This window comes from Pseudodesulfovibrio nedwellii, from assembly GCF_027923765.1.
Taxonomy (GTDB): Bacteria; Desulfobacterota; Desulfovibrionia; order Desulfovibrionales; family Desulfovibrionaceae; genus Pseudodesulfovibrio; species Pseudodesulfovibrio nedwellii.
The window spans coordinates 3,108,290-3,130,035 of sequence record NZ_AP026709.1; the positions used below are offsets into that span (position 1 = coordinate 3,108,290).

23 protein-coding genes are annotated in these 21,746 nt (G+C 50.3%); 13 read left to right on the top strand and 10 right to left on the bottom strand.

All coding sequences use genetic code 11. The annotated features are described in order from the left end of the window. Positions 1 to 118 precede the first annotated feature (118 nt). From SYK_RS14515 to SYK_RS14525, 3 genes are all read right to left on the bottom strand, one after another. On the bottom strand, positions 119 to 1,300 hold the full coding sequence (locus SYK_RS14515) for an ABC transporter substrate-binding protein (RefSeq protein ID WP_281760989.1): 1,182 nt from the start codon (positions 1,298 to 1,300) through the stop codon (positions 119 to 121). A gap of 248 nt (positions 1,301 to 1,548) precedes the next feature. After that, complete coding sequence (cysC, locus tag SYK_RS14520) at positions 1,549 to 2,160, bottom strand: adenylyl-sulfate kinase (RefSeq protein WP_281760990.1); 612 nt, start codon at positions 2,158 to 2,160, stop codon at positions 1,549 to 1,551. Further along, complete coding sequence (locus SYK_RS14525) at positions 2,147 to 3,886, bottom strand: long-chain-fatty-acid--CoA ligase (RefSeq protein ID WP_281760991.1); 1,740 nt, start codon at positions 3,884 to 3,886, stop codon at positions 2,147 to 2,149. Before SYK_RS14525 ends, cysC begins: the two co-directional genes overlap by 14 nt. A 512-nt stretch (positions 3,887 to 4,398) precedes the next feature. On the opposite strand from SYK_RS14525, the gene SYK_RS14530 reads away from it, so the two are divergent. The 3 genes from SYK_RS14530 to SYK_RS14540 all read left to right on the top strand — a co-directional run bounded on the left by SYK_RS14530 (position 4,399) and on the right by SYK_RS14540 (position 7,266). Next, on the top strand, positions 4,399 to 5,046 hold the full coding sequence (locus SYK_RS14530) for a winged helix-turn-helix transcriptional regulator (RefSeq protein ID WP_281760992.1): 648 nt from the start codon (positions 4,399 to 4,401) through the stop codon (positions 5,044 to 5,046). Position 5,047: 1 nt separating this feature from the next. Then, positions 5,048 to 6,139: an N-acetylneuraminate synthase family protein gene (locus tag SYK_RS14535; RefSeq protein WP_281760993.1), complete on the top strand. Its 1,092-nt coding sequence runs from the start codon at positions 5,048 to 5,050 to the stop codon at positions 6,137 to 6,139. Positions 6,140 to 6,309: 170 nt separating this feature from the next. After that, entirely contained in the window at positions 6,310 to 7,266 is a 957-nt protein-coding gene (locus SYK_RS14540; RefSeq protein ID WP_281760994.1) for a chemotaxis protein, read from the top strand. Here the strand turns inward: SYK_RS14540 and SYK_RS14545 are convergent. The 5 genes from SYK_RS14545 to SYK_RS14565 form a co-directional block, all read right to left on the bottom strand. After that, positions 7,263 to 7,544: a DUF2325 domain-containing protein gene (locus SYK_RS14545; RefSeq protein ID WP_281760995.1), complete on the bottom strand. Its 282-nt coding sequence runs from the start codon at positions 7,542 to 7,544 to the stop codon at positions 7,263 to 7,265. The two genes, SYK_RS14540 and SYK_RS14545, sit on opposite strands and share 4 nt — an antisense overlap. Positions 7,545 to 7,829: 285 nt before the next feature. Further along, complete coding sequence (locus SYK_RS14550) at positions 7,830 to 9,161, bottom strand: right-handed parallel beta-helix repeat-containing protein (RefSeq protein ID WP_281760996.1); 1,332 nt, start codon at positions 9,159 to 9,161, stop codon at positions 7,830 to 7,832. 44 nt (positions 9,162 to 9,205) lie between these two features. Further along, a complete protein-coding gene (locus tag SYK_RS14555; protein WP_281760997.1) occupies positions 9,206 to 9,763 on the bottom strand; it encodes a hypothetical protein in 558 nt (185 codons plus the stop codon). A gap of 96 nt (positions 9,764 to 9,859) precedes the next feature. Beyond that, a complete protein-coding gene (gene groL / locus SYK_RS14560) occupies positions 9,860 to 11,446 on the bottom strand; it encodes a chaperonin GroEL (RefSeq protein WP_281760998.1) in 1,587 nt (528 codons plus the stop codon). A 170-nt stretch (positions 11,447 to 11,616) separates the two neighbouring features. Then, positions 11,617 to 11,877, bottom strand: coding sequence for a co-chaperone GroES (locus SYK_RS14565; protein ID WP_281760999.1), 261 nt, complete (start codon positions 11,875 to 11,877; stop codon positions 11,617 to 11,619). Positions 11,878 to 12,092: 215 nt separating this feature from the next. Here SYK_RS14565 and SYK_RS14570 point away from each other — a divergent pair, with 215 nt between their 5' ends. From SYK_RS14570 to SYK_RS14605, 8 genes are all read left to right on the top strand, one after another. After that, complete coding sequence (locus SYK_RS14570; RefSeq protein WP_281761000.1) at positions 12,093 to 13,565, top strand: alpha,alpha-trehalose-phosphate synthase (UDP-forming); 1,473 nt, start codon at positions 12,093 to 12,095, stop codon at positions 13,563 to 13,565. 352 nt (positions 13,566 to 13,917) lie between these two features. Next, the gene (gene modA, locus SYK_RS14575) at positions 13,918 to 14,697 is read left to right on the top strand and encodes a molybdate ABC transporter substrate-binding protein (protein ID WP_281761001.1); all 780 of its coding nucleotides are present in this window, start codon (positions 13,918 to 13,920) and stop codon (positions 14,695 to 14,697) included. Then, positions 14,685 to 15,467: an ABC transporter permease gene (locus SYK_RS14580; RefSeq protein ID WP_281761002.1), complete on the top strand. Its 783-nt coding sequence runs from the start codon at positions 14,685 to 14,687 to the stop codon at positions 15,465 to 15,467. Before modA ends, SYK_RS14580 begins: the two co-directional genes overlap by 13 nt. Continuing rightward, complete coding sequence (locus SYK_RS14585) at positions 15,464 to 16,525, top strand: ATP-binding cassette domain-containing protein (RefSeq protein ID WP_281761003.1); 1,062 nt, start codon at positions 15,464 to 15,466, stop codon at positions 16,523 to 16,525. The genes SYK_RS14580 and SYK_RS14585 overlap by 4 nt, the downstream gene beginning before the upstream one ends. A gap of 20 nt (positions 16,526 to 16,545) precedes the next feature. Further along, complete coding sequence (gene tsaA, locus SYK_RS14590; protein ID WP_281761004.1) at positions 16,546 to 17,040, top strand: tRNA (N6-threonylcarbamoyladenosine(37)-N6)-methyltransferase TrmO; 495 nt, start codon at positions 16,546 to 16,548, stop codon at positions 17,038 to 17,040. A gap of 117 nt (positions 17,041 to 17,157) precedes the next feature. After that, positions 17,158 to 17,391 (top strand): hypothetical protein, encoded by a 234-nt coding sequence (locus tag SYK_RS14595; RefSeq protein ID WP_281761005.1) that lies wholly within the window; start codon positions 17,158 to 17,160, stop codon positions 17,389 to 17,391. A gap of 65 nt (positions 17,392 to 17,456) precedes the next feature. Further along, the gene (locus SYK_RS14600; protein WP_281761006.1) at positions 17,457 to 17,912 is read left to right on the top strand and encodes a hypothetical protein; all 456 of its coding nucleotides are present in this window, start codon (positions 17,457 to 17,459) and stop codon (positions 17,910 to 17,912) included. A 199-nt stretch (positions 17,913 to 18,111) separates the two neighbouring features. Next, on the top strand, positions 18,112 to 19,497 hold the full coding sequence (locus SYK_RS14605) for a DUF697 domain-containing protein (protein ID WP_281761007.1): 1,386 nt from the start codon (positions 18,112 to 18,114) through the stop codon (positions 19,495 to 19,497). On the opposite strand, the gene SYK_RS14610 is transcribed toward SYK_RS14605, so the two are convergent. Beyond that, positions 19,494 to 20,021, bottom strand: coding sequence for a C40 family peptidase (locus tag SYK_RS14610; RefSeq protein ID WP_281761008.1), 528 nt, complete (start codon positions 20,019 to 20,021; stop codon positions 19,494 to 19,496). The genes SYK_RS14605 and SYK_RS14610 overlap by 4 nt on opposite strands. Before the next feature lie 6 nt (positions 20,022 to 20,027). Further along, complete coding sequence (locus tag SYK_RS14615; protein ID WP_281761009.1) at positions 20,028 to 20,585, bottom strand: BON domain-containing protein; 558 nt, start codon at positions 20,583 to 20,585, stop codon at positions 20,028 to 20,030. A gap of 170 nt (positions 20,586 to 20,755) precedes the next feature. Between SYK_RS14615 and SYK_RS14620 the strand changes: the two genes are divergently transcribed. Both SYK_RS14620 and SYK_RS14625 read left to right on the top strand, forming a co-directional pair. Beyond that, positions 20,756 to 21,184, top strand: coding sequence for a hypothetical protein (locus SYK_RS14620; protein WP_281761010.1), 429 nt, complete (start codon positions 20,756 to 20,758; stop codon positions 21,182 to 21,184). Positions 21,185 to 21,194: 10 nt separating this feature from the next. Next, positions 21,195 to 21,746, top strand: a complete 552-nt coding sequence (locus SYK_RS14625; protein WP_281761011.1) for a hypothetical protein — start codon at positions 21,195 to 21,197, stop codon at positions 21,744 to 21,746.

Here is a 21,746-nt window from a genome sequence, read left to right on the forward strand (position 1 = left end):
CTTCCCGGGAAATATCTTTGGGCCTTTGGGGTTTATTCCGAACGAGTTGGCCCGTTCACTCAGTAAAAGAGCGGGGACCAAATGGCCCCCGCCCGATTATATCAGGTACATTTTAGGCTTATGGGCAGACAGACTCTTCGAAGACGAATTCGCCCTTGTCAGAGATCTTGACGACCACAGCGCATTTGATGGGATCGCCCTGTGCGTCAAACTTGGAGGAACCGGTGATACCGTCAAAAGACTTGATGGCAGACAGGCCCTCGCGGACGGCCTTACGCATGGCAACGGGATCGGACTCGACCTTGCCGGCGTTCTTGATGGCTTCGATCATGATGCCGATGGAATCCCAAGTCAGGGCTGCGTAGTCAGCCGGAGTGGCTCCGTAGATTTTTTCATAGCGATCAATGAAGATCTTGGTGGCGCCTTTGGCTCCTGCAGCAGCATAGTGGGTGGAGAAGAAGTTGCCGTAGCATTCGTCACCGCACAGCTTGATCAGGTCAGGTGTACCCCAGGCATCGGAGCCCATGAAGGGACCTTTGTATCCGAGGTCGCGAGCCTGCTGGATGATCAGGGCAACCTGATTGTAGTTGTCAGGCACGAAGATGAAGTCCGGGTTGGCAGCGATAACTGTGGTCAGCTGAGCGGAGAAGTCCTGGTCCTTGGTACCGTGAGACTCGAAAGCCACGACCGGGCCGAGGCCCTTTGCTTCCCAGGAAGTCTTGAAGATTTCGGCCAGACCCTTGGAGTAGTCGTTGGAGACATCAAAGATGACAGCAGCAGTCTTGGCGTCAAATTTCTTGGCAGCAAAGTCGGCAACAACGGGGCCCTGGAAAGGATCGAGGAAGGCTGCACGGAAGACCCAGGGGCGATCCAGTGTGGTGTTCGGGTTGGTGGACCACGGGGAAATCATGGGGACGCGGTTTTCGTTGCAGGTACCACCTGCGGGTACAGCTTGCTTGGAGGAGTTGGGGCCGATGATGGCGACAACGTCTTCCTGGTCGATGAGTTTCAGAGCGACGTTTGTGGCAGATTCGGCTTTGGACTCGTTATCCATGTAGACGAATTCGAGCATGTACTTCTGACCGCCCACTTCCAGGCCGCCTGCGTCATTGATATCTTTGAGATACATTTCGGCTGCGTTCTTGGAACCTTCGCCGACTTCCGGGATGTCGCCGGTCAGGGGCAGGTTGAAGCCGATTTTGATTGTATTAGACTTTTCCTCACCGCAACCGGCCAGCAGAAAGGCGCTGCATACCAACATCAGGGTCAGCAGGCCTATACCTTTAAGAAAACCTTTCATCATTTCCTCCTCTCATAGGAATATTGGTTACCAATCGATACAAGCTCTGTGCTTACACCAAATAGGCCATGAGAGGAAGGGGTTTTCTAGACTACATTTTTGCAAATGTAGTGTTATGGTTGAATAAAATGCGTATTTTCAAGGTATTTCATAATAAATTAAACCGAAATTTTTCAAAAAGAAAAATTTCGGTTTTCATTATTGTCAATAAGAGGACTTTTGAGAGGGGCCTTCTCCTCGTTTGGTGGCTATTTCACATCTAAAAGGGAGATTTTCTCTTTAAGAAAGGCGAACACCTGATCAACGCATTCGTCAATATTACAAGATGTTGTATCCAAGCGCAGATCTGGCGATTCGGGAGTGTCAAACGGTGCACTGATTCCAGTGTAATTTTTGATTTTCCCCTCACGGGCGAGCTTGTAATACCCTTTTACATCGCGTTCTTCACAGACTTCCACCGGGCAGTCCACATGGACGAGGAAGAAATCCCCATCCTCATGCATGCCACGGAGACGCTGCTGTGAGTTGTGTTCGGGAGTGATGAATGCACATAGACAAATAGTACCGGCATCCATGAATAGCTTTGTCATTTCGCTGATGCGTCGGATATTCTCAGCGCGTCCTTCTGGTGAAAACGAGAGGTCGCCGCATAGACCGTGACGGACATTGTCGCCATCAAAGGTGTATGTACGTGCTCCTTCATCAAAGAGTCGTTTTTCTACAGCATGGGCAATGGTCGATTTTCCCGCACCGGACAGTCCGCAAAACCAGAGAGTCATGGCGCGGTATCCGTTACGCATTTCGCGGTGTCCCCGGCAGACTTCTCCGCGAAACTTACATTTATACTTATTCTCCGGCATGATCTTCTGCTTTTTTTGCTTTTTTGAGAGCCTTTTGGGCTTTTTTCGCTTCGACTTTGGCCGTTTCTTCATCGCGCAGGGCTCGGCGGAGGACTTTGCCGACCATGGTTTTGGGCAGGTCTTTTCTGAATTCGACTTTGCGAGGGACTTTGTAATTGGCAAGCTTTTCTCGACAGTAAGCTATGACATCGCTGCGGGAGAGTTCTTCTCCGGGCTGGGTGATTACATAGGCTTTGACGATTTCGCCGCGTGTTTCGTGGGGAATTCCAACGGAGACAGCTTCCTTGATCATGGGGTGGGAGTGCAGGACTTCATCTATTTCGCGCGGATATATGTTATAACCACCTGAAATGATTAGATCTTTTTTGCGATCCACTATGTAGAAGTATCCCTCTTCATCCATGGTGGCGATATCGCCGGTGTAGAGCCAGCCATTTCGTAGGACGTCGGCCGTGGCGTCCGGGCGATTATAGTAGCCTTTCATTATTTGCGGGCCACGGACAACCAGTTCTCCTCGTTTCCCTGGAGGCAAAGGTTCTCCGCCGACATCCATGTCGACGATCTTGGCGTCAGTATCAGGGAAAGGCAGCCCAATAGAGCCGACTTTGCTGATACCTTCTAGCGGGTTGAAATGGGTGACGGGTGACGCCTCCGTCAACCCATACCCCTCGGTAATGGATGTGCCAGACCTTTTTTTGAATTGTTCCATGTATTCGACAGGCATGGGGGCAGAGCCGGAAACACACACTTCAATGGACTTTAGATCGTATTTGTCGATGTCTTTTTGCTGAAGTAGGGAAATATACAGTGACGGTGCACCGGGGAATACGGTCGGTTTGAGCTTGTTGATTCCTTTGAGTACGTCAAGAGGAACATAGCGCGGAAACGGAGCCAGTGTTGCCCCCAGACTGGTCGGCCAGGCAAGACAGGTCGTCAGTCCATATATATGAAAATAGGGGAGGATTCCGAGGAATGTTTCCTTTTTTTTCCCCAAGGTGTGCATCATGGCATGGCATTGTTGCATGTTCGCGCTGATGTTGGAATGGGTCAGGATGCATCCTTTTGCCACTCCTGTGGTTCCGCCTGTGTATTGCAGAAGGGCGGTGTCGTGATGGTCTACTTTCTTGTCGGTGAATTTTTCACGGCCTTTCGTTAACTCCTTGAAGGAAAAAATCTGCTTTCCGTCATAGGGAACTTTGGGCGCGGTGCCGTTTTTTTTGGCTTGAAGTTTGTAAAGAGTGCTTAAGGGGAACTTCAAGCCTTCACCTATGGTGGTGATGAAAAATTTTTCTACCGGGATGGAGTCCCGTAGTTTGTCCAGTTTGGGCCAAAGCATGTCTAGAGTGATGCAGCATCGTACGTCTGCGTCGTTGAATTGGTGGACTATCTCTGTTTCCATATAGAGCGGATTGGTCATGACTCCAACGGCCCCCGCGCGAAGCACACCCCAAAAGGCAATGATCGTCTGCGGCAGGTTGGGGAGCATCAGGGCGACCCGGTCTCCTTTACGTATCCCGGCCGTTTTGAGATTGGCCGCGAAAATTTCGCTCTGAGTTTTAAGTTTGGCGTATGTTATCGACCAGTTCTTGAAAACAATAGCCTTACGTTTGGGCCATTTGTGCGCGGCCCTGTCCAGAAAGCCGAACAGGGGGATCTTGTCATAGTCAAGCGTGGGCGGCACGTCAGGGTCGTACGCCTTGAGCCAGGGGCGGTTTATATGCTCCATGGAGTAAATATCCTCGTTGATTTCGTTGAAAGCGTCCTAGAACCTATAATAGGTGGGGCACGGGGTCAATATGACGTGTTTTAAACAGTGACGGGTCGGAGTTTTGACGCGGTGTGCGATTCTGAAAATCAGATGCGAAAGTTTTTTATCCGCCTTGAGTATACTGATTTTAAATTAAAAGTCAGTATTTCGGTAGCTTGGTTAAATGTATGTGCTGTATGTCATGTGTGAAGTGATCCCTTGGCAGACTCTTTGCAATTCAATTTCCGTTTTCAAATGTGGAAATGATTGCCTCTCTGCTAAAGTTTGGGGCGAAAAAGGCCGATTATTCAATATGTCAACGATTGATTGAAAGCGGCTTGTACGAATTAAAAATGAGAAACATTGCCTAAACCATTGTGGGACGGGCGTATTGACAGGGATGCAGCGCATGTCTAGAGTGACTCACTCGGCGATGCAATTCCCATTTAAACTGGATGAATCATTGACCGAACGAATGACCGAGAGAGTTCATGGCAGATCAAGTTGAAAATGTGGTTACCGGAATGTTGATAACCGACGGGTGCTATCTCAAGCCGAGCAAAAGTACGCGTGTGCTTGCCATTCTGGATGCCCTTTCAAGGGATTCCAGATTGTCCCAGTTCGAGCTGGGCAAACAGCTTCATTTGTCTGGGGCTATGGTCAATCAATATCTCAAACAACTCCAATCCGAGGGGCTGGTTGAATTTTTTCCTATCAACGGGAAGAGTTATAGCTATACTCTTACGGATCAAGGGCGTCAGTCCCGGCAGCGGATGTTTTCGGATTATTCTTCTGAAACGGTCCGTCTGTATTCGACCATCAAAGAGTTTGTTTTGGATCGGCTCACTGTTTTGGAGAGCCAAGGAAAAAGAAAGTTGGCGTTATTCGGTGCATCCGAGACCTGCGAAGTGGTTTTGTCCGCTCTAAGGGATACAGGATTTCAGGTCCTGGCGCTTCTTGATAATGATACGAAGAAACAGGGGCAGATTTTTAACGGCCATGTGGTTTCCGCACCGCATGTTCTGGATCAGGTGGACTGCGATGCCGTAGTCATCACCTCTTTTGGCAAGCAGGCCGAGATTTATGAGCAGCTCAAGCCGTATTCCGAAAAGCGCGGATTTCAAATTGTGAGATTCTGATATGAAACAGATTCAGTCCGTCACACTTCGTTCAGGCGTCACCATTGGCAAGGGCCATCCTTGTTTTATCGTCGCAGAGATTGGTAATAACCATCAGGGTGAATACGACATCGCACAAAGGATGATCGACGAAGCCGCTGCCGCCGGTGTGCAAGGTGTCAAGTTCCAGAAAAGGGACAACGAGGCCTTGTTGACCCGTGAAGGTAGGGCAGCCCCGTATACAGGTCCCAATAGTTTTGGTCCGACGTACGGTGAGCATCGCAATGCTTTGGAGCTGTCCATTGAGCAGATGAGACAACTCAAGGAGTATAGCGAATCCAAGGGGCTGGTATTTTTCGCTTCTGCTTGGGATGAACCCAGCTTGGAGCAGATCGTTGGTCTGAATGTGGAACTGCTCAAAATCAGTTCTGCCGAATTGGTCAACGTGCCGTTGGTCCGTAAATATGCGGCCACCGGTATTCCTATTATTCTTTCCACTGGCATGAGTGGGCTTGAAGACATCGACGTGGCCATGGCGGAAATTCGCAATTTTCATGACAACGTGATTCTGTTGCATTGTAATTCCACCTACCCCTGCCCGGAAGAACAGATTGGTTTGCCGGTCATGGAGGCGCTTATTGAGCGTTATGATGTCCCGGTTGGTTATTCTGGTCACGAAAAAGGTATTGGTCCTAGTGTCGGGGCAGCGGCTTTAAATGCCTGTGTGGTTGAACGACATTTTACTTTGGACAAGACTCTTAAGGGAACAGATCATCAGGCTTCTCTTGAACCTCAAGAGCTGGCGTCCATGGTGACCATGATCCGTGAAGTCGAAAAGGCCATTCAGGTCAAAGGTAAGGTCGTATTCCCTGACGAGCAGGCCGCATCCAAGAAATTGCGCAAGTGCATTGTGTTTTCCCGTGAATTGCCTGCCGGGCATGTCCTTACAGAAGCGGATCTGACAACCCGTTGCCCTCGGGTAGGCGTATCTCCTGTCCATTGGGATGAGGTGTTGGGAGCGGTTCTTAATCGTTCCGTGAAGCACGAAGAGCCAGTGCAATGGGATACTTTGCGTCTTACGGAAGTTGAAGTGGCCGGAGCGGTATCGTCTTAACCGTTATTTTAATAGATTCTCAATGCGCCGCTTAAACGCGGCGCATTTTTTTTTATAGTCATGCCATGAAATCATTAAAATTGGTTTAGATGAAAAAAATCATTCATCTAAAGCGGCATGCCGTGCTAAGCGAGAAGCAAGTCGCATAATTGCGGAGCGGAGGAGGAAGAATGAGTCAGACGGATATTTTATTGGAGACTGGGACCAATGAGCTTGAAATCATTGAGTTCTTCATTAATGAAAAGACAGAGAAAGGCATTGAGACTCAGTACTTTGGTGTTAACGTGGCCAAAGTTCTTGAGGTGGTCGAAGCCCCGGAAGGCCTGGAAGGGTCTGAGGCGGCAGTTCATCCCAGTTTTCTTGGGACGATTCCTTTGCGTGATCTGATTTTGCCTGTTGTCGATTTGAGTGTGTGGTTGAAAATTGACAAGGCAGATGATGTGAACGAACCCGTCATTGTCACTGAATTCAACGCCATGATTACAGGTTTTTTGGTTTCCGGTGTGACACAGATTCATCGTGTGAATTGGGCAGACGTCGAACCGCCCAGTAAATATTTTTCTTCCATGGACACCAACTGCATCACCGGTACGATTAAGATAAAGGATCGTTTTGTCTTGATGCTTGATCTTGAGCAGGTGTTGGCCGATTTGGATGAATCCGGGCAAACTGAGGCCAATTTGAGCGACCTGGTCTCCGAAGAACGCTATCGGGCTCTTGTTGCGGATGATTCAACATCGGTGCGTCAGTTGCTGGAAAAGAATTTTACGAATGCGAATTTCGAAGTGACCATGGTCGGCGATGGGGCCGAAGCATGGGCAAAGTTGGAGGCCATCAAGAACAAGGCCACAGAAGAAGGGAAGAGTCCTTTGTATTACTTGGACGCCGTGGTTTCTGATGTGGAGATGCCGCAGATGGATGGCTACACATTAACACGTCGGATAAAAGAAGACCCGGTACTTAAGGTGTTGCCTGTAACCCTGTTCTCTTCCTTGATTTCGAAATCAGTTCTTCACAAAGGCAAGGCTGTCATGGCTGATGCTCAGGTGACCAAGCCGGAGTTCAACGGATTGACCCAGAAGGTCATCGACTTGATTCAAGGATGGGAAGGCCGAGAAGCCGGTTAGCCGACGACTTCGCCCAACTGTTTGCGAAGAGTGCTTATTCCACAAGAGTGATGCATGTATACAGGGACGTCCTTGCCGCGCACTGCGTCGAGGACGTCTTTGCGTGCTTTGTGTGAGACTTTGTTGGTAAACAGGACGACAAAATCAACATTGCCAAGAGATTGGGATATTTTTCGCTCTTTACCTGTGAAGTGTTTGAGCTTGACGCCGTTTTTTTTGGCTTCAGTCACATATTCTCTTTTCAGTCGGTCCATTCCACCTACGAGAGCGGCACACATAATTACCTCGGCTTGTTGAAATTGAAAATCGTTATCAATCAATACCGGGTGAAATTAGAGGTGTCAACACAAAAGGTAATATTTATCAAGTTGATGATGGCATTGCAATGGAAGTGCTGGTTTTCTTACATGCTTTTTGATGAAATTTCGTTTGATTCTCTTGCCCGGCAACTGTCTGGTTGGGGTAATTCGTCAAGAAAGATCGTATATGTTGCGGGTTCTTGTTTGCATAAGTGTGAACTTCATGAACAAGTCTCAAGCAAGTCAAGGGTTGAGAGCTGTCAGCTATTCGACGGGTTCCCAGGATTCGCCTTCGGGGTCAACTTCTGGGAGGGCACATGGCGGAGTGTCTACCACGCGATTGCCTTTGCCTTTGTCGAGCAGTGCCGGGACCGAGCCGACAACTACATTAACCTGACCGCCGAGTAGGATGTGGCCTTTGATACCCGTGAAATCGTTTAGTTCAGTCCATGCAAAGGTGTTGGCCGTGGCTTTGAGTGATTCGAATGGGTAGCAGTAAAGGGCATATCGAGCTTCGCCGCGCACTCTATTGTTCGCGAAAAAACCGCGTGAACCGGTTTGGACAATGCCACGAGCGCTGACGCCGCCGCCCATGACGACATCATTGCAGGTGGCCACGATGTCATTGGCATAGAGCAGAATACCGGTTGAGGCATCACCTCGGCCCTCGATGCGGTTGCCTGTGATGGCAATACGGTTGTTGCGTGAAAAGTTCGCGCCACCGCGAGTGTCGAAGTACCAGCCCGCTACAATGCCGTTTGGGCCATATTTGTGAGGATAGGGAATGCCTTCCTCGTCCGTTGTTATGCGATTGCCGGATATGGAGATGGAGCCGTTGCCTTTGGCGTCGCGTGTGTTGTCCAACACTTCTATGCCGTTTCGAGATGTACGGAGGATGATATTGTCCTTGATGGTAATTTCCGCGCCCGTGGTCCAGTCTGTGAGAACACCGAATCCGGCTGTACTGTCGGGGTGTTTGTTTTCCATGAAGAAACGGTTGTTTTCAATTCTGATTGTTCCGCTCACCGCTTTTTTTAACGGTCCTTTGGTATGGACAATGCGGTTGCCCACGATGACTCCGGCTTGAAATGCAAGGGTGTCGGCCTCAGACCATTCAATGTCAACTTGTTGAGGAATGACATCTGTTACGGTGCATCCCCGTATATCCAGGCCGCTTACATAGGGGAAGTGGAGCGGGGTTCCTTTTGAGCCATCGAATCGGATGGAACTGACAGCCACGATGGGACCTTTTCCAGACGGAGGTGCATCCTTGTAGGGCAGGGGAGCGTAGAAGGTCCAGAAACCGCCGGTAATGATGGTCTTTGGTTCTCCAATGGAATCGGTTTCGCCGGAAATACGAATGTTTTTTGTGAGTTTTACTCGGCCTTCAGACCCAAAATTGAATTTCCCTTTGAGGAGGACCGATCCGCCTTTGTCCACGGCGGCCTGAACATTCGGCACATCTTGAGTGGGCGAACCTGTGCCGACAACGGTTGTGTCGGCAGATAACGCTGGGAATGAAAAAATAAGTACGGCAAGAAGTGCCGAGGCAAAATAGTGGCTTAAGCGTTTGAATATGTGGTGATGTTGCGGCATGGCAATGAAATTACATGCTTTGGATGCGTTTTACAAACAGTTGGTTAATATCCTTGTTTGTGCTCACGGTCTCGCTGTCCGCGTTCTCGAAATTTTCGGTCATTTTGATTCGTCTTGTCCTGTTCTTGCACGGCCTTGGCAACGGCTTCGCATGCAACCTGAAGGTCGGGGGTATCCTTGGTACGAATCATTTTGAGTTGATCCTTGAGCGTGTTGGCAATGATGCGTTGCCCAGCCCAGTCCGGGTAGTTTTTCCAGTGAGTGACAGTTTTTTCAGTCAGGCCGAGTTTTGCCGCTGCATATCCTGCATGCAGAAAGGCGTCCGGAATATCTTTTGCTTCAATGCATTGTTCAAGCACTCGTAATCCGTCTTTAAATCGGCCGATACGGGTGTAACAAATTCCGGCCATGACCAGATGGGACGGGCGGGAGTCTTTGCTTGCGGCGTCCTTTTTCGCGAAGTGTTCATCAAAGGCGTGTGCAGCCGTGGTGAAGCACTCCTCGGCTTTTGCGAAATCCCGACGGAGTTCCGCGGTTCGTCCGCGTTCAAAGTTCTTTTCACCTTTTCGATAGGGCTGCACGAGTTTTGATAAAAATGACATGGTTGGAGTCTACATATTTGACGAAGTTTCGACAACAGGGAACAAAAAAGGCCGGACGCAGTGCGTCCGGCCTTTGAATATCGAATGGCGTGAAGACTAGTCTTCTTCGATCACAGCCTCGGAGATGGCGCATTCGGTGGTCAGCAACATGCTGGACACGGAAGCGGCGTTCTGCAGGGCGATGCGAGTGACCTTTTTCGGGTCGATGACACCGGCCTTAACCAGATCGGTGTACTCGCCAGTGGCGGCGTTGAAGCCGTTGTTGCCCTTGAGGGCTTTGACCTTTTCGACAATGACTGTGCCTTCGAGGCCGCAGTTGTTGGCGATCTGGCGCAGAGGCTCTTCGATGGCGCGAACGACGATGTCCACACCGGCCTGCTCGGTGTCGTTGGCACCCTTGACCTTGGCCAGGGCTTTACCAGCGCGAACCAGAGCGGTTCCGCCGCCGGCGACGATACCTTCGTCAACGGCTGCGCGGGTGGCGTTCAGGGCGTCTTCAACGCGGTCCTTGCGTTCTTTCATTTCGATTTCTGTAGGAGCGCCGACCTTGATGACAGCTACACCGCCGACCATTTTGGCCAGACGTTCTTGCAGCTTTTCGCGGTCGTAGTCACTGGAAGAGTTGTTGACCATGTTCATGATCTCTTCGCAGCGGCGTGCTACGACTTCCTTGTCGCCTGCACCATCCACGACCAAGGTGTTGTTTTTGTCAACAACCACTTTCTTGGCGGTACCGAAATCGTTCGGCTGGATGGATTCCAGAGTGACAGCGGTGTCTTCTGAAACCGGAGTCGCGCCGGTCATGATGGCGATGTCGCGGATCATGTCCTTGCGGCGTTCACCGAAGCCGGGAGCCTTAACGGCGCAGACTTTCAGGGAACCGCGCATGGCGTTAATGGTCAGACCGGCAAGAGCGTCATTCTCAACCGTCTCGGCGACGATGAGCAGGGGACGTCCGGCTTTGGCCACGGCTTCCAAGATGGGAACCAGCGGTTTGATGCTGGAAATTTTGCCCTCGGAGAGCAGGATGAACGGGTCTTCGTAAACAGCGGCCTGTTTGTCACCGTCATTGATGAAGTAAGGGGAGAGGTAACCCTGATCCCATTGCATACCCTCGACCACGTCCAACTGGGTGGACAGGCCCTGGGATTCTTCAACGGTGATGACGCCGTTGTCGCCGACTCTTTCCACGGCTTCGGCGAGGATTTCACCGATAGTCATGTCGTTGTTGGCGGAAATAGAACCAATTTGGGCGATTTCGGAGCTCTTTTTGACCGGTTTGGCCATTGCTTCCAGTTCTTCAGCCAGAGCGTCGACAGCCATGTCGATACCGCGTTTGATGCACATGGGGTTGCGGCCGGCAGCCAGCAGCTTGACGCCTTCGTTGAAAATGGACTGGGCCAACACTGTAGCAGTGGTGGTTCCGTCTCCGGCGATTTCATTGGTCTTGGAAGCGACTTCCTTGACCATCTGTGCGCCCATGTTTTCGAGCTTGTCTTCCAAGTCGATCTTTTCGGCTACAGTCACGCCGTCTTTGGTTACCTGAGGAGCACCCCAGGTTTTTTCCAACATGACGTTGCGGCCCTTGGGACCGAGAGTAACTTTGACGGCGTTGGCCAGGATGTTGACGCCGTTTTGCATGCCCTCACGGGCAACCGCTTTGTAATCAATTGCTTTCGCCATTGTTTATTCCCTGTGAAATTTGTTTGTTAACTACAAAAAAAATATCGTGAAAATGTTCAGAAAGGTTTGAGTGCAAGGCACGAAAAAGGATCAAGGCCGGAGCGTAGTCTTCCTACACGGGGATTTGATTCTTTTGAGGCAACGAAGCAATCGGGCCTTCATGAATAGTTTTATGCAAAGACGCCGAGGATGTCGTCTTCTCTCATGATGACCAGCTCGTCGCCGTCCATGGAGAATTCGCTGCCTGCATACTTCGCGAACAGGATGATGTCGCCGTCCTGAACGGTTTTGCACTCGGGGCCAGCTGCTATGATAATGCCGTTCTGCGGCTTCTCTTTTGCGGAATCCGGGATGTAGATGCCCCCGGCAGTTCTGTCCTCTTCTTCTTTCCTCTGAACGATGACGCGGTCATGCAATGGTTTCAAGCCCATGAAATTATCTCCTTATGGTATATTCACCGCAACCCTGCGCGGCGTGTAATGTCGACTGCGGCAAAAGATAAGTATGCGGTCGCTCTTGTCAACAGTTTGGGGCCATAATTTTTACCGTTCTGTTTTACTCGTGTGGTTGAAATCCCCATCAAAGAGCGGTAACAGTCTATTAATGAAGAAAATCCGTTCTTCATGTCTGAATTGGGAGATGATCGATGGAATCTGGAATGCAGAAGCTTGTGGTGGTTTCAAACCGCCTTCCCGCAGCACTTAAAAAGGAACAAGGTCGGTGGACGGTTAACCCTGGCTCTGGAGGACTGGTCACGGCTATGGCTCCGGTGCTTAAAAATCGTGGCGGCACCTGGATTGGTTGGTCCGGTGCGTCTGACCCGGATGTGGATGTAGATAGCTTACTGGCTGATTTCTCAAAGGAAGCTGGGTATGAGTTGTGCACCGTGCCTTTGACCAAAGAAGAGGTGGATGGGTATTATTTCGGTTTTTCTAATGAGATCATCTGGCCTTTGTTCCATGATTTACAGACTCGCTGCCGGTTTTATCCCAAGTATTGGCGGGCGTATTTGGACGTGAATTTCAAATTTGCCGAAGTGGTGGCCCGTAAGTCTGATCAAGACGATTACATCTGGATTCAGGACTACCATCTTATGCATCAGGCGTTTTTTCTGAAGAGCATGGGCGTGAAGCGGAATATTGGATTTTTTCTGCACATTCCGTTTCCTACGCCAGATATTTTTATGAAATTGCCGTGGCGATGGAAGCTTATTCAAGCCCTGATAGAATATGATCTTGTGGGATTTCAGACGATTCAGGATCGCCGGAATTTCGTGGGGTGTTTGCAACGATTGATGCCTGAGGCGAGAGTCGAGGGGCGCGGTGCAGTGGTGACGGTGCATGCGGGTAATAGGCAGTTCCGACTCGGAGCTTTTCCTATTTCCATCGATTACAATCAGTTTTCGGATTTAGCCAAGCGGCCTGACGTGGCCCGAAAAGCGTTTGAGTTAAAAGAGGCCTTGCGACATCGTAAAATTATTCTTGGTGTGGATCGACTAGACTACACTAAAGGTATCCCCGAGCGCATACGATCTATCCAGACATTGTTGCGGCGGTATCCTGATTTGAAGGGGCGGATGAATTTCGTGCAGATCGCTGTGCCTAGCCGCGAGGAAGTGGGGGAGTACAAAGATTTGCGCACCGAAATTGAACAGTTGGTGGGCCGGGTTAACGGCGAATTCTCTTTTCCCGGCTGGGTGCCGGTGCATTATCACTACCGCAATCTGCCCTATGATGAACTGGTGGCCTATTACGCCGCCGCAGACATCGGCCTTGTTACCCCTCTACGCGACGGTATGAATCTAGTGGCCAAGGAATATTGCGCTTGCAACAATTCAGAAGACGGCGTCCTCGTCCTCAGTGAGTTTGCCGGGGCGGCGGCTCAGCTTCAGAAACATGCCTATCTGGTCAACCCTTATGATATGGACGGCATTGCCAAAGGGATACACCGCGCATTTCATTGGAGTAAGGAAGAACGGTCTCTTCACATGTCCAAATTGCGTGAGCAGGTTCGTAAAAACAACATTTTCTGGTGGGTGGATTCCTTCCTTCAGGCGGGCATCGCCAAAACTTTAGGCGATTTTCCTGAAGTGGAGACCGTGCATTTTGAACAGGTGTAGAAATGAAGGATGAGATAGTTCAACCATAAATGGGGTTGGTGCTGTTGTGCAAAAACGTTCAGAGTCGCTATAGCCTATACTTCCTTCCTCGTTTTTTTCTTTTGCTAATCCATACCTTTGAAGTTCGTGTCATTCTCCTGTGTAGGGCTGAAATCCTTGCTCATTATGAAGGGATGCATTATGTTCTTCGGAACATATTAAGCGCGCAGGTCTGTGTACTTTTGCGTAGTCCGTAGTCCGTAGTCTGGGCCGAGGTCGAATTTGAGGGAAGTCGGTACGGCGGTCTTATTGGTCTGTTTCATGGCGGAATGGAGCCGAACTACTGTATCTGTAACTTTTCTGGAGTGTGGCCATGTCTCGCCGTTTTTTGCCCATGACTTTTGTCCTTTTCTTGTGCCTTGCCGTTACCGGCATGTTTACCAATGCCTATGCTGATGATTTGCGTATTTTTGCCGGTGCTGGGTTGATGAAGCCCATGGAAGAGCTTCGTCAGAACTTCGAGAAATCGCACGATGTGCATATTGATGTGCATTATGGCAGTTCAGGTGAAATTTTCGGAATGCTCGGCGTGGGACAAACATGTGATGTTTTTATTCCCGGTGCCGAGAAATACACACGCGATGCCATCAAAAATGGATGGGTGTATGAACCGAGCATGAAGCCCATCGTCAAGCATGTGCCTGTCATGGTCGTGCCTGGCGGCAATCCTGCGAATATCCAGACTTTGGATGATCTAGCCCGTCCCGGTGTCAAAGTTGCTTTGGGAGATCCCAAGGCTGCTGCCATCGGTAAGGTTTCCAAGAAAATGCTGAGCAAGGCAGGAATGTGGGAACAGGTGACTCCTAACGTGGTTGTGTATGCTCCTACCTGCAATCAGCTGCTTATTTATACCGCGTTGGAGCAGGCCGATGCCGCTATTAACTGGTTGGATGTTACCACATGGGCCGAGGGCAAGGGCAAGGTGCAGGTCGTGCGTATTGATGACAAACGCAATATGATCAAGACAATTCCGACCGCCGTCCATGTCTCTGCAAAAGAGAATCCCCTGGCTCTTGAACTCAATGATTATATAGCCTCTGCCGAAGGGCTTGTTGTTTGGGAGAAGTGGGGTTTTGAAGCATGCACAAAGTAACGCCGTTTAAGGCGGGGCTGCTTTTCAGTTCCTTTTTCATCACGTTCTTTTTGCTGTGCGCGATTGGAGCGTTGTTGATGGTGCCAACCTTTGAAGATATCATGACCAATATCTGGAGTGATGAGATGCAGCTTTCACTGCGTCTTTCTTTGCTCACAGGGCTTGTCTCCACGGTGTTGGTTATGCTGTTTGCACTTCCCATCGGGTATGCGTTGTCCCGACTGGATTTCTGGGGCAAGGGCGTGGTGAAGACTATTATTGATCTTCCAGTGGCCTTTCCTGAATTGGTTCTTGGTTTGTGTCTGCTCTTGCTGTTTGGGAAGACTCCTATTGGTAAGGCGTTGAGTTCCATTGGTTTGGATTTTGTCTTTACCAAGAAGGGTATCGTTGCGGCCCAGTTTTTTACGGCCCTGCCATATTCGGTGCGGATCATGAAATCCACGTTCGACTATATCAACCCTCGCATGGAGTTTGTGTCCAGAAGTCTTGGCTATACGCAATTCGAGACGTTCCTTCGAGTGTCTATCCCCTTGGCTGGAAGCGGTATCCTTGCTTCAACAGTCATCGCCTTTGCCCGGTGTATTGGAACGTTCGGCACTGTGTTGATTTTGGCGGGTGGTTCCTACATGCGGACAGAAACCCTGCCCATCACTCTTTATTTGAACATTTCGTACGGCAACATGGGGATGGCCCTAACCAGTGGAATCCTGCTTATCGGTGTGTCTTTCATCGCCATTTTCATTTTTGAGAAAACGGAGGCGAAATTATGAGTTTCCTACGCGTTGAAGACTTGCATATCGATCTCGGAGAATTCTCGCTCAAAGGCGTGTCTCTAGAATTTGAACGTGGCGAATACCTGACCGTCATGGGACCGACCGGCTCCGGCAAGACTATTTTGCTCGAGTGCATTATCGGGTTTTACAAACCGTCCAAAGGGAGGGTGTTTCTGGAAGGGCGCGATATCACGGATGACCCGCCGGAAAAACGGCGCATTGGCATCGTGTATCAGGACTATGCACTTCTGCCCCACAAGAACGTGTTTCAAAATATCGAGTATGGTCTGAAGAAAGTCGATCGGGACAAGGTGAGCCGAAAGGCAAAGATCATGGAGATGGCCGAGGCTCTGAATATTCTCCATGTGTTGCATCGTAAACCAACAACTTTGTCTGGTGGTGAGCAACAGCGCGTTGCTTTGGCGCGCGCACTGGTGGTTGAGCCTCGACTTTTGCTTATGGACGAACCCCTTTCGGCACTTGACCCGCAAACTCGACATACAACGCGTGCTCTTTTGCGTCGGATTATGCGCAAGCGTGACATTACCGTCCTGCATATCACGCACGACATGGATGATGTGTGGGCCTTGGCCGACAAGGTCGCCATCATGCGTAACGGACGACTGGAACAGCACGATACCATGCACGATGTCTTCAACAGGCCGAGTAATCGGTTTGTCGCTGATTTTGTGGGGGCGAGTGTTTTTGAAGGGACAGTTCAACCCGGAGCCAACGGCCAGTGTCAGGTTGACGTGGGTGGTTTGGTCTTGAATTCCATTGAGTCTGCCCGGAGCGGTGACAATGTCCGTGTGTTTCTGCGGCCTGAAAATGTCATGGTCTTTCGGGATCGACCGCAAAAAACATCCATTCAGAACCTTGTGGACGCGACGCTTGAAGACTATTATCAGGAAGGCATCCTGTATCACTTGTCGTTCCGGTCGCAGGGTGTGCGCATCCCAGCAGTTATTACTGCCAGTGCATTTCAGGAGTTGGATATTCACCGGGATGACACCATGTGCCTTGGCGTCAAGGCGGCAAACGTAACACTTGCCTGAAACATAGCGGAGAGCCTCATATGAATAGCGTCGTTTTTACTCCCATTGGTGTGATTCATACACCGTTTACGTCTTTGGACGATATGCCCATCCAGCCCACCGGGGCCAAAGATGTGGTCGGTGAAATTCGGTTGAATGAAGAGTTTGTGGAAGGCTTGGAGGACTTGGATGGATTCTCTCATATCCATCTCTTGTATCACCTGCACAAGAACACCGACTTTAAGCTCAAGGTTACGCCGTTCATGGACACGGTTCCACGCGGCTTATTCTCCACGCGGGCTCCTCGCCGGCCGAACATGATCGGCATGTCCGTGGTCCGGTTGGAGTCCATTGAAGGCAACATCTTGCGTATTCGCGGTATTGATGTTCTCGATGGAACGCCTCTTCTAGACATCAAACCTTATGTCGCCAAGTTCGACGTTGCCCCGGCGGATCGTTTTGGCTGGCTGGATCAGAATGCGGACAAGGCCGAGACGTTGCGGTCAGATCATCGTTTTGTGGCGAAATCCGAATAAATTCCGGTTACGGTGAAAAATGTTTTATTAAGGCCATGCAGTTTGTCTGCATGGCCTTTTTCTGTGATCTGGTGACAAGGCATTTACGATTGTCTTTCAGTGCGTTACCATTTGGACATGCTCACACTCAAATGTTCTGCCTGTCGTCGTAAGCTCTGGAAGTATTACAAGCTTGGCCAGGGTGAAGTGCACCGTTGCCATAAGGATCGCATCAAAAAAGTGTGGAATATGGAAGAGCGGGACGGCAAGGTGTTTTGTCCTTGCGGCAAGGCTGTGGGCATTGATCGCGGGTCGTATTATACCATGGATAAAAAGGCGTTTACCTATAAGGGAACGAAAACCAACAGTTGACACGGATTGTGCTCTCCGTGAGTATGGTCCTGTCATGGAATGAACTAAAGACCAAGGAGACTGGTTTGAAAATACGCGTACTTGTTTTCGCTGCCTTGCTGGCCGTAGCATTCTCTGTATCCGCATATGCTGCGGCTGAGTGTAACGCCATTCCCTGGGGAGAACCCATTTCTACTGTGGAGCAGATTACTTTTTCCCACGCCGTGAACGGTGTGAAGTATTATTCTGTCACCAAGGTGGACCCGTGTGGTATTTTTGAAGTGGAGCAGGGGGAGGTCACCTATGGGTTTTTAGGTGGTAAGCTCTATACGACACTGGTTGAGATCGACAAGGCCAAAGATGTTAAGAAAGTGGTCACCACGCTTATGGATTCTTATGGTGTGCCGGATCACAAGAAGATTGACAATTGGGATGTCTACCGCTGGGAAACTGATGACCTCAAGATCAAGCTCAAGAGTCAATATTCAACTGATCGCATAAAGATCGGCATGTATTACAAGCCCCTGACTCCCAAAGAATAAAAACAAATCAATTGTATTGAGTCATAACGGTCAAGCCCTTGCGTACGGCGAGTATGTTAAGGGTTTGGCCTTTTTTATGCGCTGTTTTGCACATCCTTGAACCCTCGGCGTGTTTCGCTTACGGGGATTTGAAATGGATCGAATAAGTTCTTGCTTTGCCATTTGAAAGCATGGCCTTATCTTGTTCGTGGAGGAACGCATGTCCAAACAGATGAAGAATTTTCTGACCCTTATTGGAGTCATTGTCATAGGGGCGTTTTTCGCCTTCATATATGATTGTATTGTTGGGCTGTCCGATTTTGCCGGGCGGATTAACGTGGCCGCAACTCCGTGGGTTTTCTGGGGGCTGCTGCTCGTCGTGGCGGTTGCGTTTGGTTGGTTGGTGGCGACAGCATTGTTGCGACCAAGGCCCATGATGGTCCATGCCGAACCTTCGCCCGAAGAAATGGTCCGGTTTCGTCAGGCTCTTGTGAAACGACTCGGAAAGAATCGTATCCTGAAAGATGCGGATATTCGTGTGGCTGACGAATCTGATTTGGAAACAGGACTTGCCGTGCTGCGTGATCGGGCAGATCAGGAGATTCGAAGTACGGCTAAGCGTGTATTTATCGGTACTGCTGTCTCTCAAAACGGGCGACTTGATTCTCTGGTGGTTCTGTTCCTCATTTCGCGTTTGGCATGGCGGATATCCAAGTTATACAACCAGCGTCCGCATTGTCGAGAACTTATCAATCTCTACGCTAATATCGCGGCGACATCCTTTTTGGCCGGGAGCATCGAAGAGTTTGGCATCGAAGAATATATCCATGAATTGATGGGGCCGATGATTGCCAGTTCAGCAGTGGGGGCCATGCCCGGTGCCGAGGCTATTGCCGGGACTGTGACTACATCGATTTTGAGTGGTTCCACTAATGCTCTTCTTGCTATGCGGTGCGGTATCGTTGCTCGGAATTACATGAGTTTGGATTTGGACTCGAAAGGCCTTATGCGTCGGTCTGCGACCCTTGAGGCCGCCAAAATGTTTATGTCCATCAGCAGTGAAACCGTGACTCAGGTGACCAAGCTTTTGATTAAGGGGTCGACTGGTGCCGTGAAGAAAGGCGCGAAAAAAGTAGTCATGACCATGGGCGCGTCTGTGACGGGTACAGCCGGGGCCGTCGGGTCGGGAGCCAAATCCGTGGGGCGTGGCGTTTCCAACTCCGCGAAGTCTGTCGGACGTGGTGTGAAGGGGTCGGCCAGAGCCGTGAAACAAGGCGTGAAGGGATCTGCGAAGGCCGTGGGTGATGGTGTCAAAGGTTCTGCCCGGTCGGTCGGAGACGGAGCCAAGTCTGTTGCCCGCAGCGCCGAGAAAGTGGTGGATAAGGCCGCTAATGGTGTGAAGCGGTCAATCCATAAGGTCGAGCAATCTACGCAAAGAGTTACGCGCGAGTTTGCTCCTGCCGTGGAAAAGGTTGACGCAGCAGCAGATAAGGCCAAGAACTTTATTCGTTCGGCCGGCAGATCGGTTGAGAAGACCGCTCGGACAATTCGGAATATTGTCCCCGGCAAGAAGCGTACGTCGAAAGAAAAGACCGACGAGGATTAGAGAACGCGGCGTGCTCCCAAATAGTGCTGTGCCCAGTACGGGGAGTTCAGACTTGATTCCATAACCTGTTTGCCGGAGCTGGGAGCATGCACAAAGGTGGCGCGGTCCGTAACAATGCCGACATGCAGGGATTTTCCCGTTTTTTTCACATCATAGAAAACAAGATCGCCTGGGCGGATGTCGTTCCGTTTGATCGAAGTCCCTGTGCCGAACTGCTGCCATGACACGCGGGGTAGGTTGATGCCGTTTTGTCGGTACACGAACCAGATTAACCCGGAACAGTCGAATCCAGTCTCTGGCATGTGCCCGCCCCATTTATATGGATACCCTACTAATACCAGTGCCGTGCGGATGATGGAAGCAGCCTTGGGTGAGGCTGGTTGACTGTGGACGACTGAATCGGGTGATACGGGCGTAGGGGATTTGGTTCCGCAACCTGAGAGCGTGGTCACGGCGAGAAGGCAAACTGCCAAGAGCAGGAGAAAAGGGCGAGCCATGGAGTGTGTTTTCATCGCGTCGCCCATGATTGTCTACCTCTTGACCTTGAGGAACGATTTGACGTTGCGAACGCCGGGAACGCTCTTCGCATGGCTGATGGCTCTCGAGATTTCGTTACTGCTGCCGAGTAGGCCGACCATGACGACATTGCATTGGACCACTTCAAATTCGATGTTGGTGGACCAGATGTTCTTGTCGCTGATCAGCTTCTCTTTGAGTTTGGCATATATATCCAGACTGTCTGTTGTGCCGCAGTAGTCATGAGCTCGTTTGGGCAGAACGTACGTTGTGACAGTACGGACACCTTTGACGGCCTTGGCAATTTTGACGGCTTGATCGACCTGAGCCCGATTTTCGTATTCACCGATAATGTAGACGTGACCTTCGTAGCTGTATGCGTCAAAGTCGAGATATTTGACTTGGTCATCGGCCAGAAAGTCCTTTTCAATGACAAAGGAAATTGTTTTGTCGTCGGCCCAGTCGCCTGCGTTACGCTCTTCTACTGCCACGTCATAAACGGCACAGCCGGAAGCCATTGCGCCGAACGCTAGCGTAGCGAGCAGCAGAAATATGGGGAGAAAACGGTGCATGGAAAACTCCTTACTCAGAGTGACTCTTGGTTTCTAGACTTTGTCTATATACCGATTTTCATATGAGCCTGCAAGGTTGTGCAACCTTTGGTCGTACAATAGCACTTTAGCCATTGACCCGAGCGATGTATACGGTATGATCTCATTGATTATTTTTTGGAGGTTGCGAGATGAGACAAGTGCAATTTTTGTTGTTGCTAGTGATGGCTTCCCTGTTGCTCTTTGCTGCGGGCTGTGGTCCAAAACGACCAGTGTTGTACCCCAATGATCACCTGGATTCTGTGGGAATGCAGGTAGCGCAGGCTGATATTGATGACTGTATCATGAAGGCCGAGGCCGCAGGCGCAACGGCTCGGGATTCTGGTGAGTCCGCAAAGAACGTGGCAACTTCTGCAGGCGTAGCCGCCGCAGCCGGAGCCGTTTTTGGCGCGATTATGGGGAATGACGTGTTGCGGACGGCTGGCGCTTCGGCCGGAGCTGCTGCCGCAGGTTCCACCGTGTATGAGGCTGCCAAGTCGGGTGACCCGGCTTCCATCCACAAGAATTTTGTCGACAAGTGCCTGCGAGAGAAAGGGTACGAAGTGATCGGCTGGAAATAAGGAGACGACCATGAAATTTATCAAGATAGTGTTCCCCTTGCTCCTCCTAACTCTGGCTGTCGGTTGTGCGACCAAGAGTCCGGTAGGTGAAGCACGGAATGACAACCGAGTGATCTTTACGGTCGCTGAAACCGGTCAGTCCGTGATCGTGGAAATAGGCAGTGAATATACATATGATTCTTTTGTGAAGCGTTCGTTCAAGGGGACGGATTTCCGAGGCTATTTGTTTAGAGCAAAAGATGAATCGGCCATTCTTGTTTCAAAAATGCCCCGTGTTGAGTTCGAGGATCTGATCGGTTTCACCCTTGATGCTCCTGCTAACAGCATCAAGAGTTATCCTCCCAAAACCATCTTCCAGAGCCATTACTGTAAGTTGGTTCGGACCTATGTCACAACGTTGGACATGGATGTGGTGTCAGCAGTCAAGTTACAGACACCCACCACGGATGAGTCGATGTGTTCCGATTGGACAACACTCGATGAAGTCATGGTAGACCGGTTCGATATGCTGGCAGACTTTGACAAAAGTGCGGATGAAAATATCCACATGATAGTCAAGTAG

What these genes read in the sequence shown, in the direction of transcription:
- cysC (WP_281760990.1), bottom strand. Translation starts at nt 2,160, where the DNA reads ATGCCGGAGAATAAGTATAAATGTAAGTTTCGCGGAGAAGTCTGCCGG.
- SYK_RS14615 (WP_281761009.1), bottom strand. Translation starts at nt 20,585, where the DNA reads ATGCACCGTTTTCTCCCCATATTTCTGCTGCTCGCTACGCTAGCGTTC.
- modA (WP_281761001.1), top strand. Translation starts at nt 13,918, where the DNA reads ATGTCTCGCCGTTTTTTGCCCATGACTTTTGTCCTTTTCTTGTGCCTT.
- SYK_RS14580 (WP_281761002.1), top strand. Translation starts at nt 14,685, where the DNA reads ATGCACAAAGTAACGCCGTTTAAGGCGGGGCTGCTTTTCAGTTCCTTT.
- SYK_RS14595 (WP_281761005.1), top strand. Translation starts at nt 17,158, where the DNA reads ATGCTCACACTCAAATGTTCTGCCTGTCGTCGTAAGCTCTGGAAGTAT.
- SYK_RS14540 (WP_281760994.1), top strand. Translation starts at nt 6,310, where the DNA reads ATGAGTCAGACGGATATTTTATTGGAGACTGGGACCAATGAGCTTGAA.
- SYK_RS14610 (WP_281761008.1), bottom strand. Translation starts at nt 20,021, where the DNA reads ATGGGCGACGCGATGAAAACACACTCCATGGCTCGCCCTTTTCTCCTG.
- groL (WP_281760998.1), bottom strand. Translation starts at nt 11,446, where the DNA reads ATGGCGAAAGCAATTGATTACAAAGCGGTTGCCCGTGAGGGCATGCAA.
- SYK_RS14515 (WP_281760989.1), bottom strand. Translation starts at nt 1,300, where the DNA reads ATGAAAGGTTTTCTTAAAGGTATAGGCCTGCTGACCCTGATGTTGGTA.
- SYK_RS14535 (WP_281760993.1), top strand. Translation starts at nt 5,048, where the DNA reads ATGAAACAGATTCAGTCCGTCACACTTCGTTCAGGCGTCACCATTGGC.
- SYK_RS14585 (WP_281761003.1), top strand. Translation starts at nt 15,464, where the DNA reads ATGAGTTTCCTACGCGTTGAAGACTTGCATATCGATCTCGGAGAATTC.
- SYK_RS14530 (WP_281760992.1), top strand. Translation starts at nt 4,399, where the DNA reads ATGGCAGATCAAGTTGAAAATGTGGTTACCGGAATGTTGATAACCGAC.
- SYK_RS14625 (WP_281761011.1), top strand. Translation starts at nt 21,195, where the DNA reads ATGAAATTTATCAAGATAGTGTTCCCCTTGCTCCTCCTAACTCTGGCT.
- SYK_RS14545 (WP_281760995.1), bottom strand. Translation starts at nt 7,544, where the DNA reads ATGTGTGCCGCTCTCGTAGGTGGAATGGACCGACTGAAAAGAGAATAT.
- SYK_RS14550 (WP_281760996.1), bottom strand. Translation starts at nt 9,161, where the DNA reads ATGCCGCAACATCACCACATATTCAAACGCTTAAGCCACTATTTTGCC.
- SYK_RS14570 (WP_281761000.1), top strand. Translation starts at nt 12,093, where the DNA reads ATGGAATCTGGAATGCAGAAGCTTGTGGTGGTTTCAAACCGCCTTCCC.
- SYK_RS14620 (WP_281761010.1), top strand. Translation starts at nt 20,756, where the DNA reads ATGAGACAAGTGCAATTTTTGTTGTTGCTAGTGATGGCTTCCCTGTTG.
- tsaA (WP_281761004.1), top strand. Translation starts at nt 16,546, where the DNA reads ATGAATAGCGTCGTTTTTACTCCCATTGGTGTGATTCATACACCGTTT.
- SYK_RS14525 (WP_281760991.1), bottom strand. Translation starts at nt 3,886, where the DNA reads ATGGAGCATATAAACCGCCCCTGGCTCAAGGCGTACGACCCTGACGTG.
- SYK_RS14565 (WP_281760999.1), bottom strand. Translation starts at nt 11,877, where the DNA reads ATGGGCTTGAAACCATTGCATGACCGCGTCATCGTTCAGAGGAAAGAA.
- SYK_RS14605 (WP_281761007.1), top strand. Translation starts at nt 18,112, where the DNA reads ATGTCCAAACAGATGAAGAATTTTCTGACCCTTATTGGAGTCATTGTC.
- SYK_RS14555 (WP_281760997.1), bottom strand. Translation starts at nt 9,763, where the DNA reads ATGTCATTTTTATCAAAACTCGTGCAGCCCTATCGAAAAGGTGAAAAG.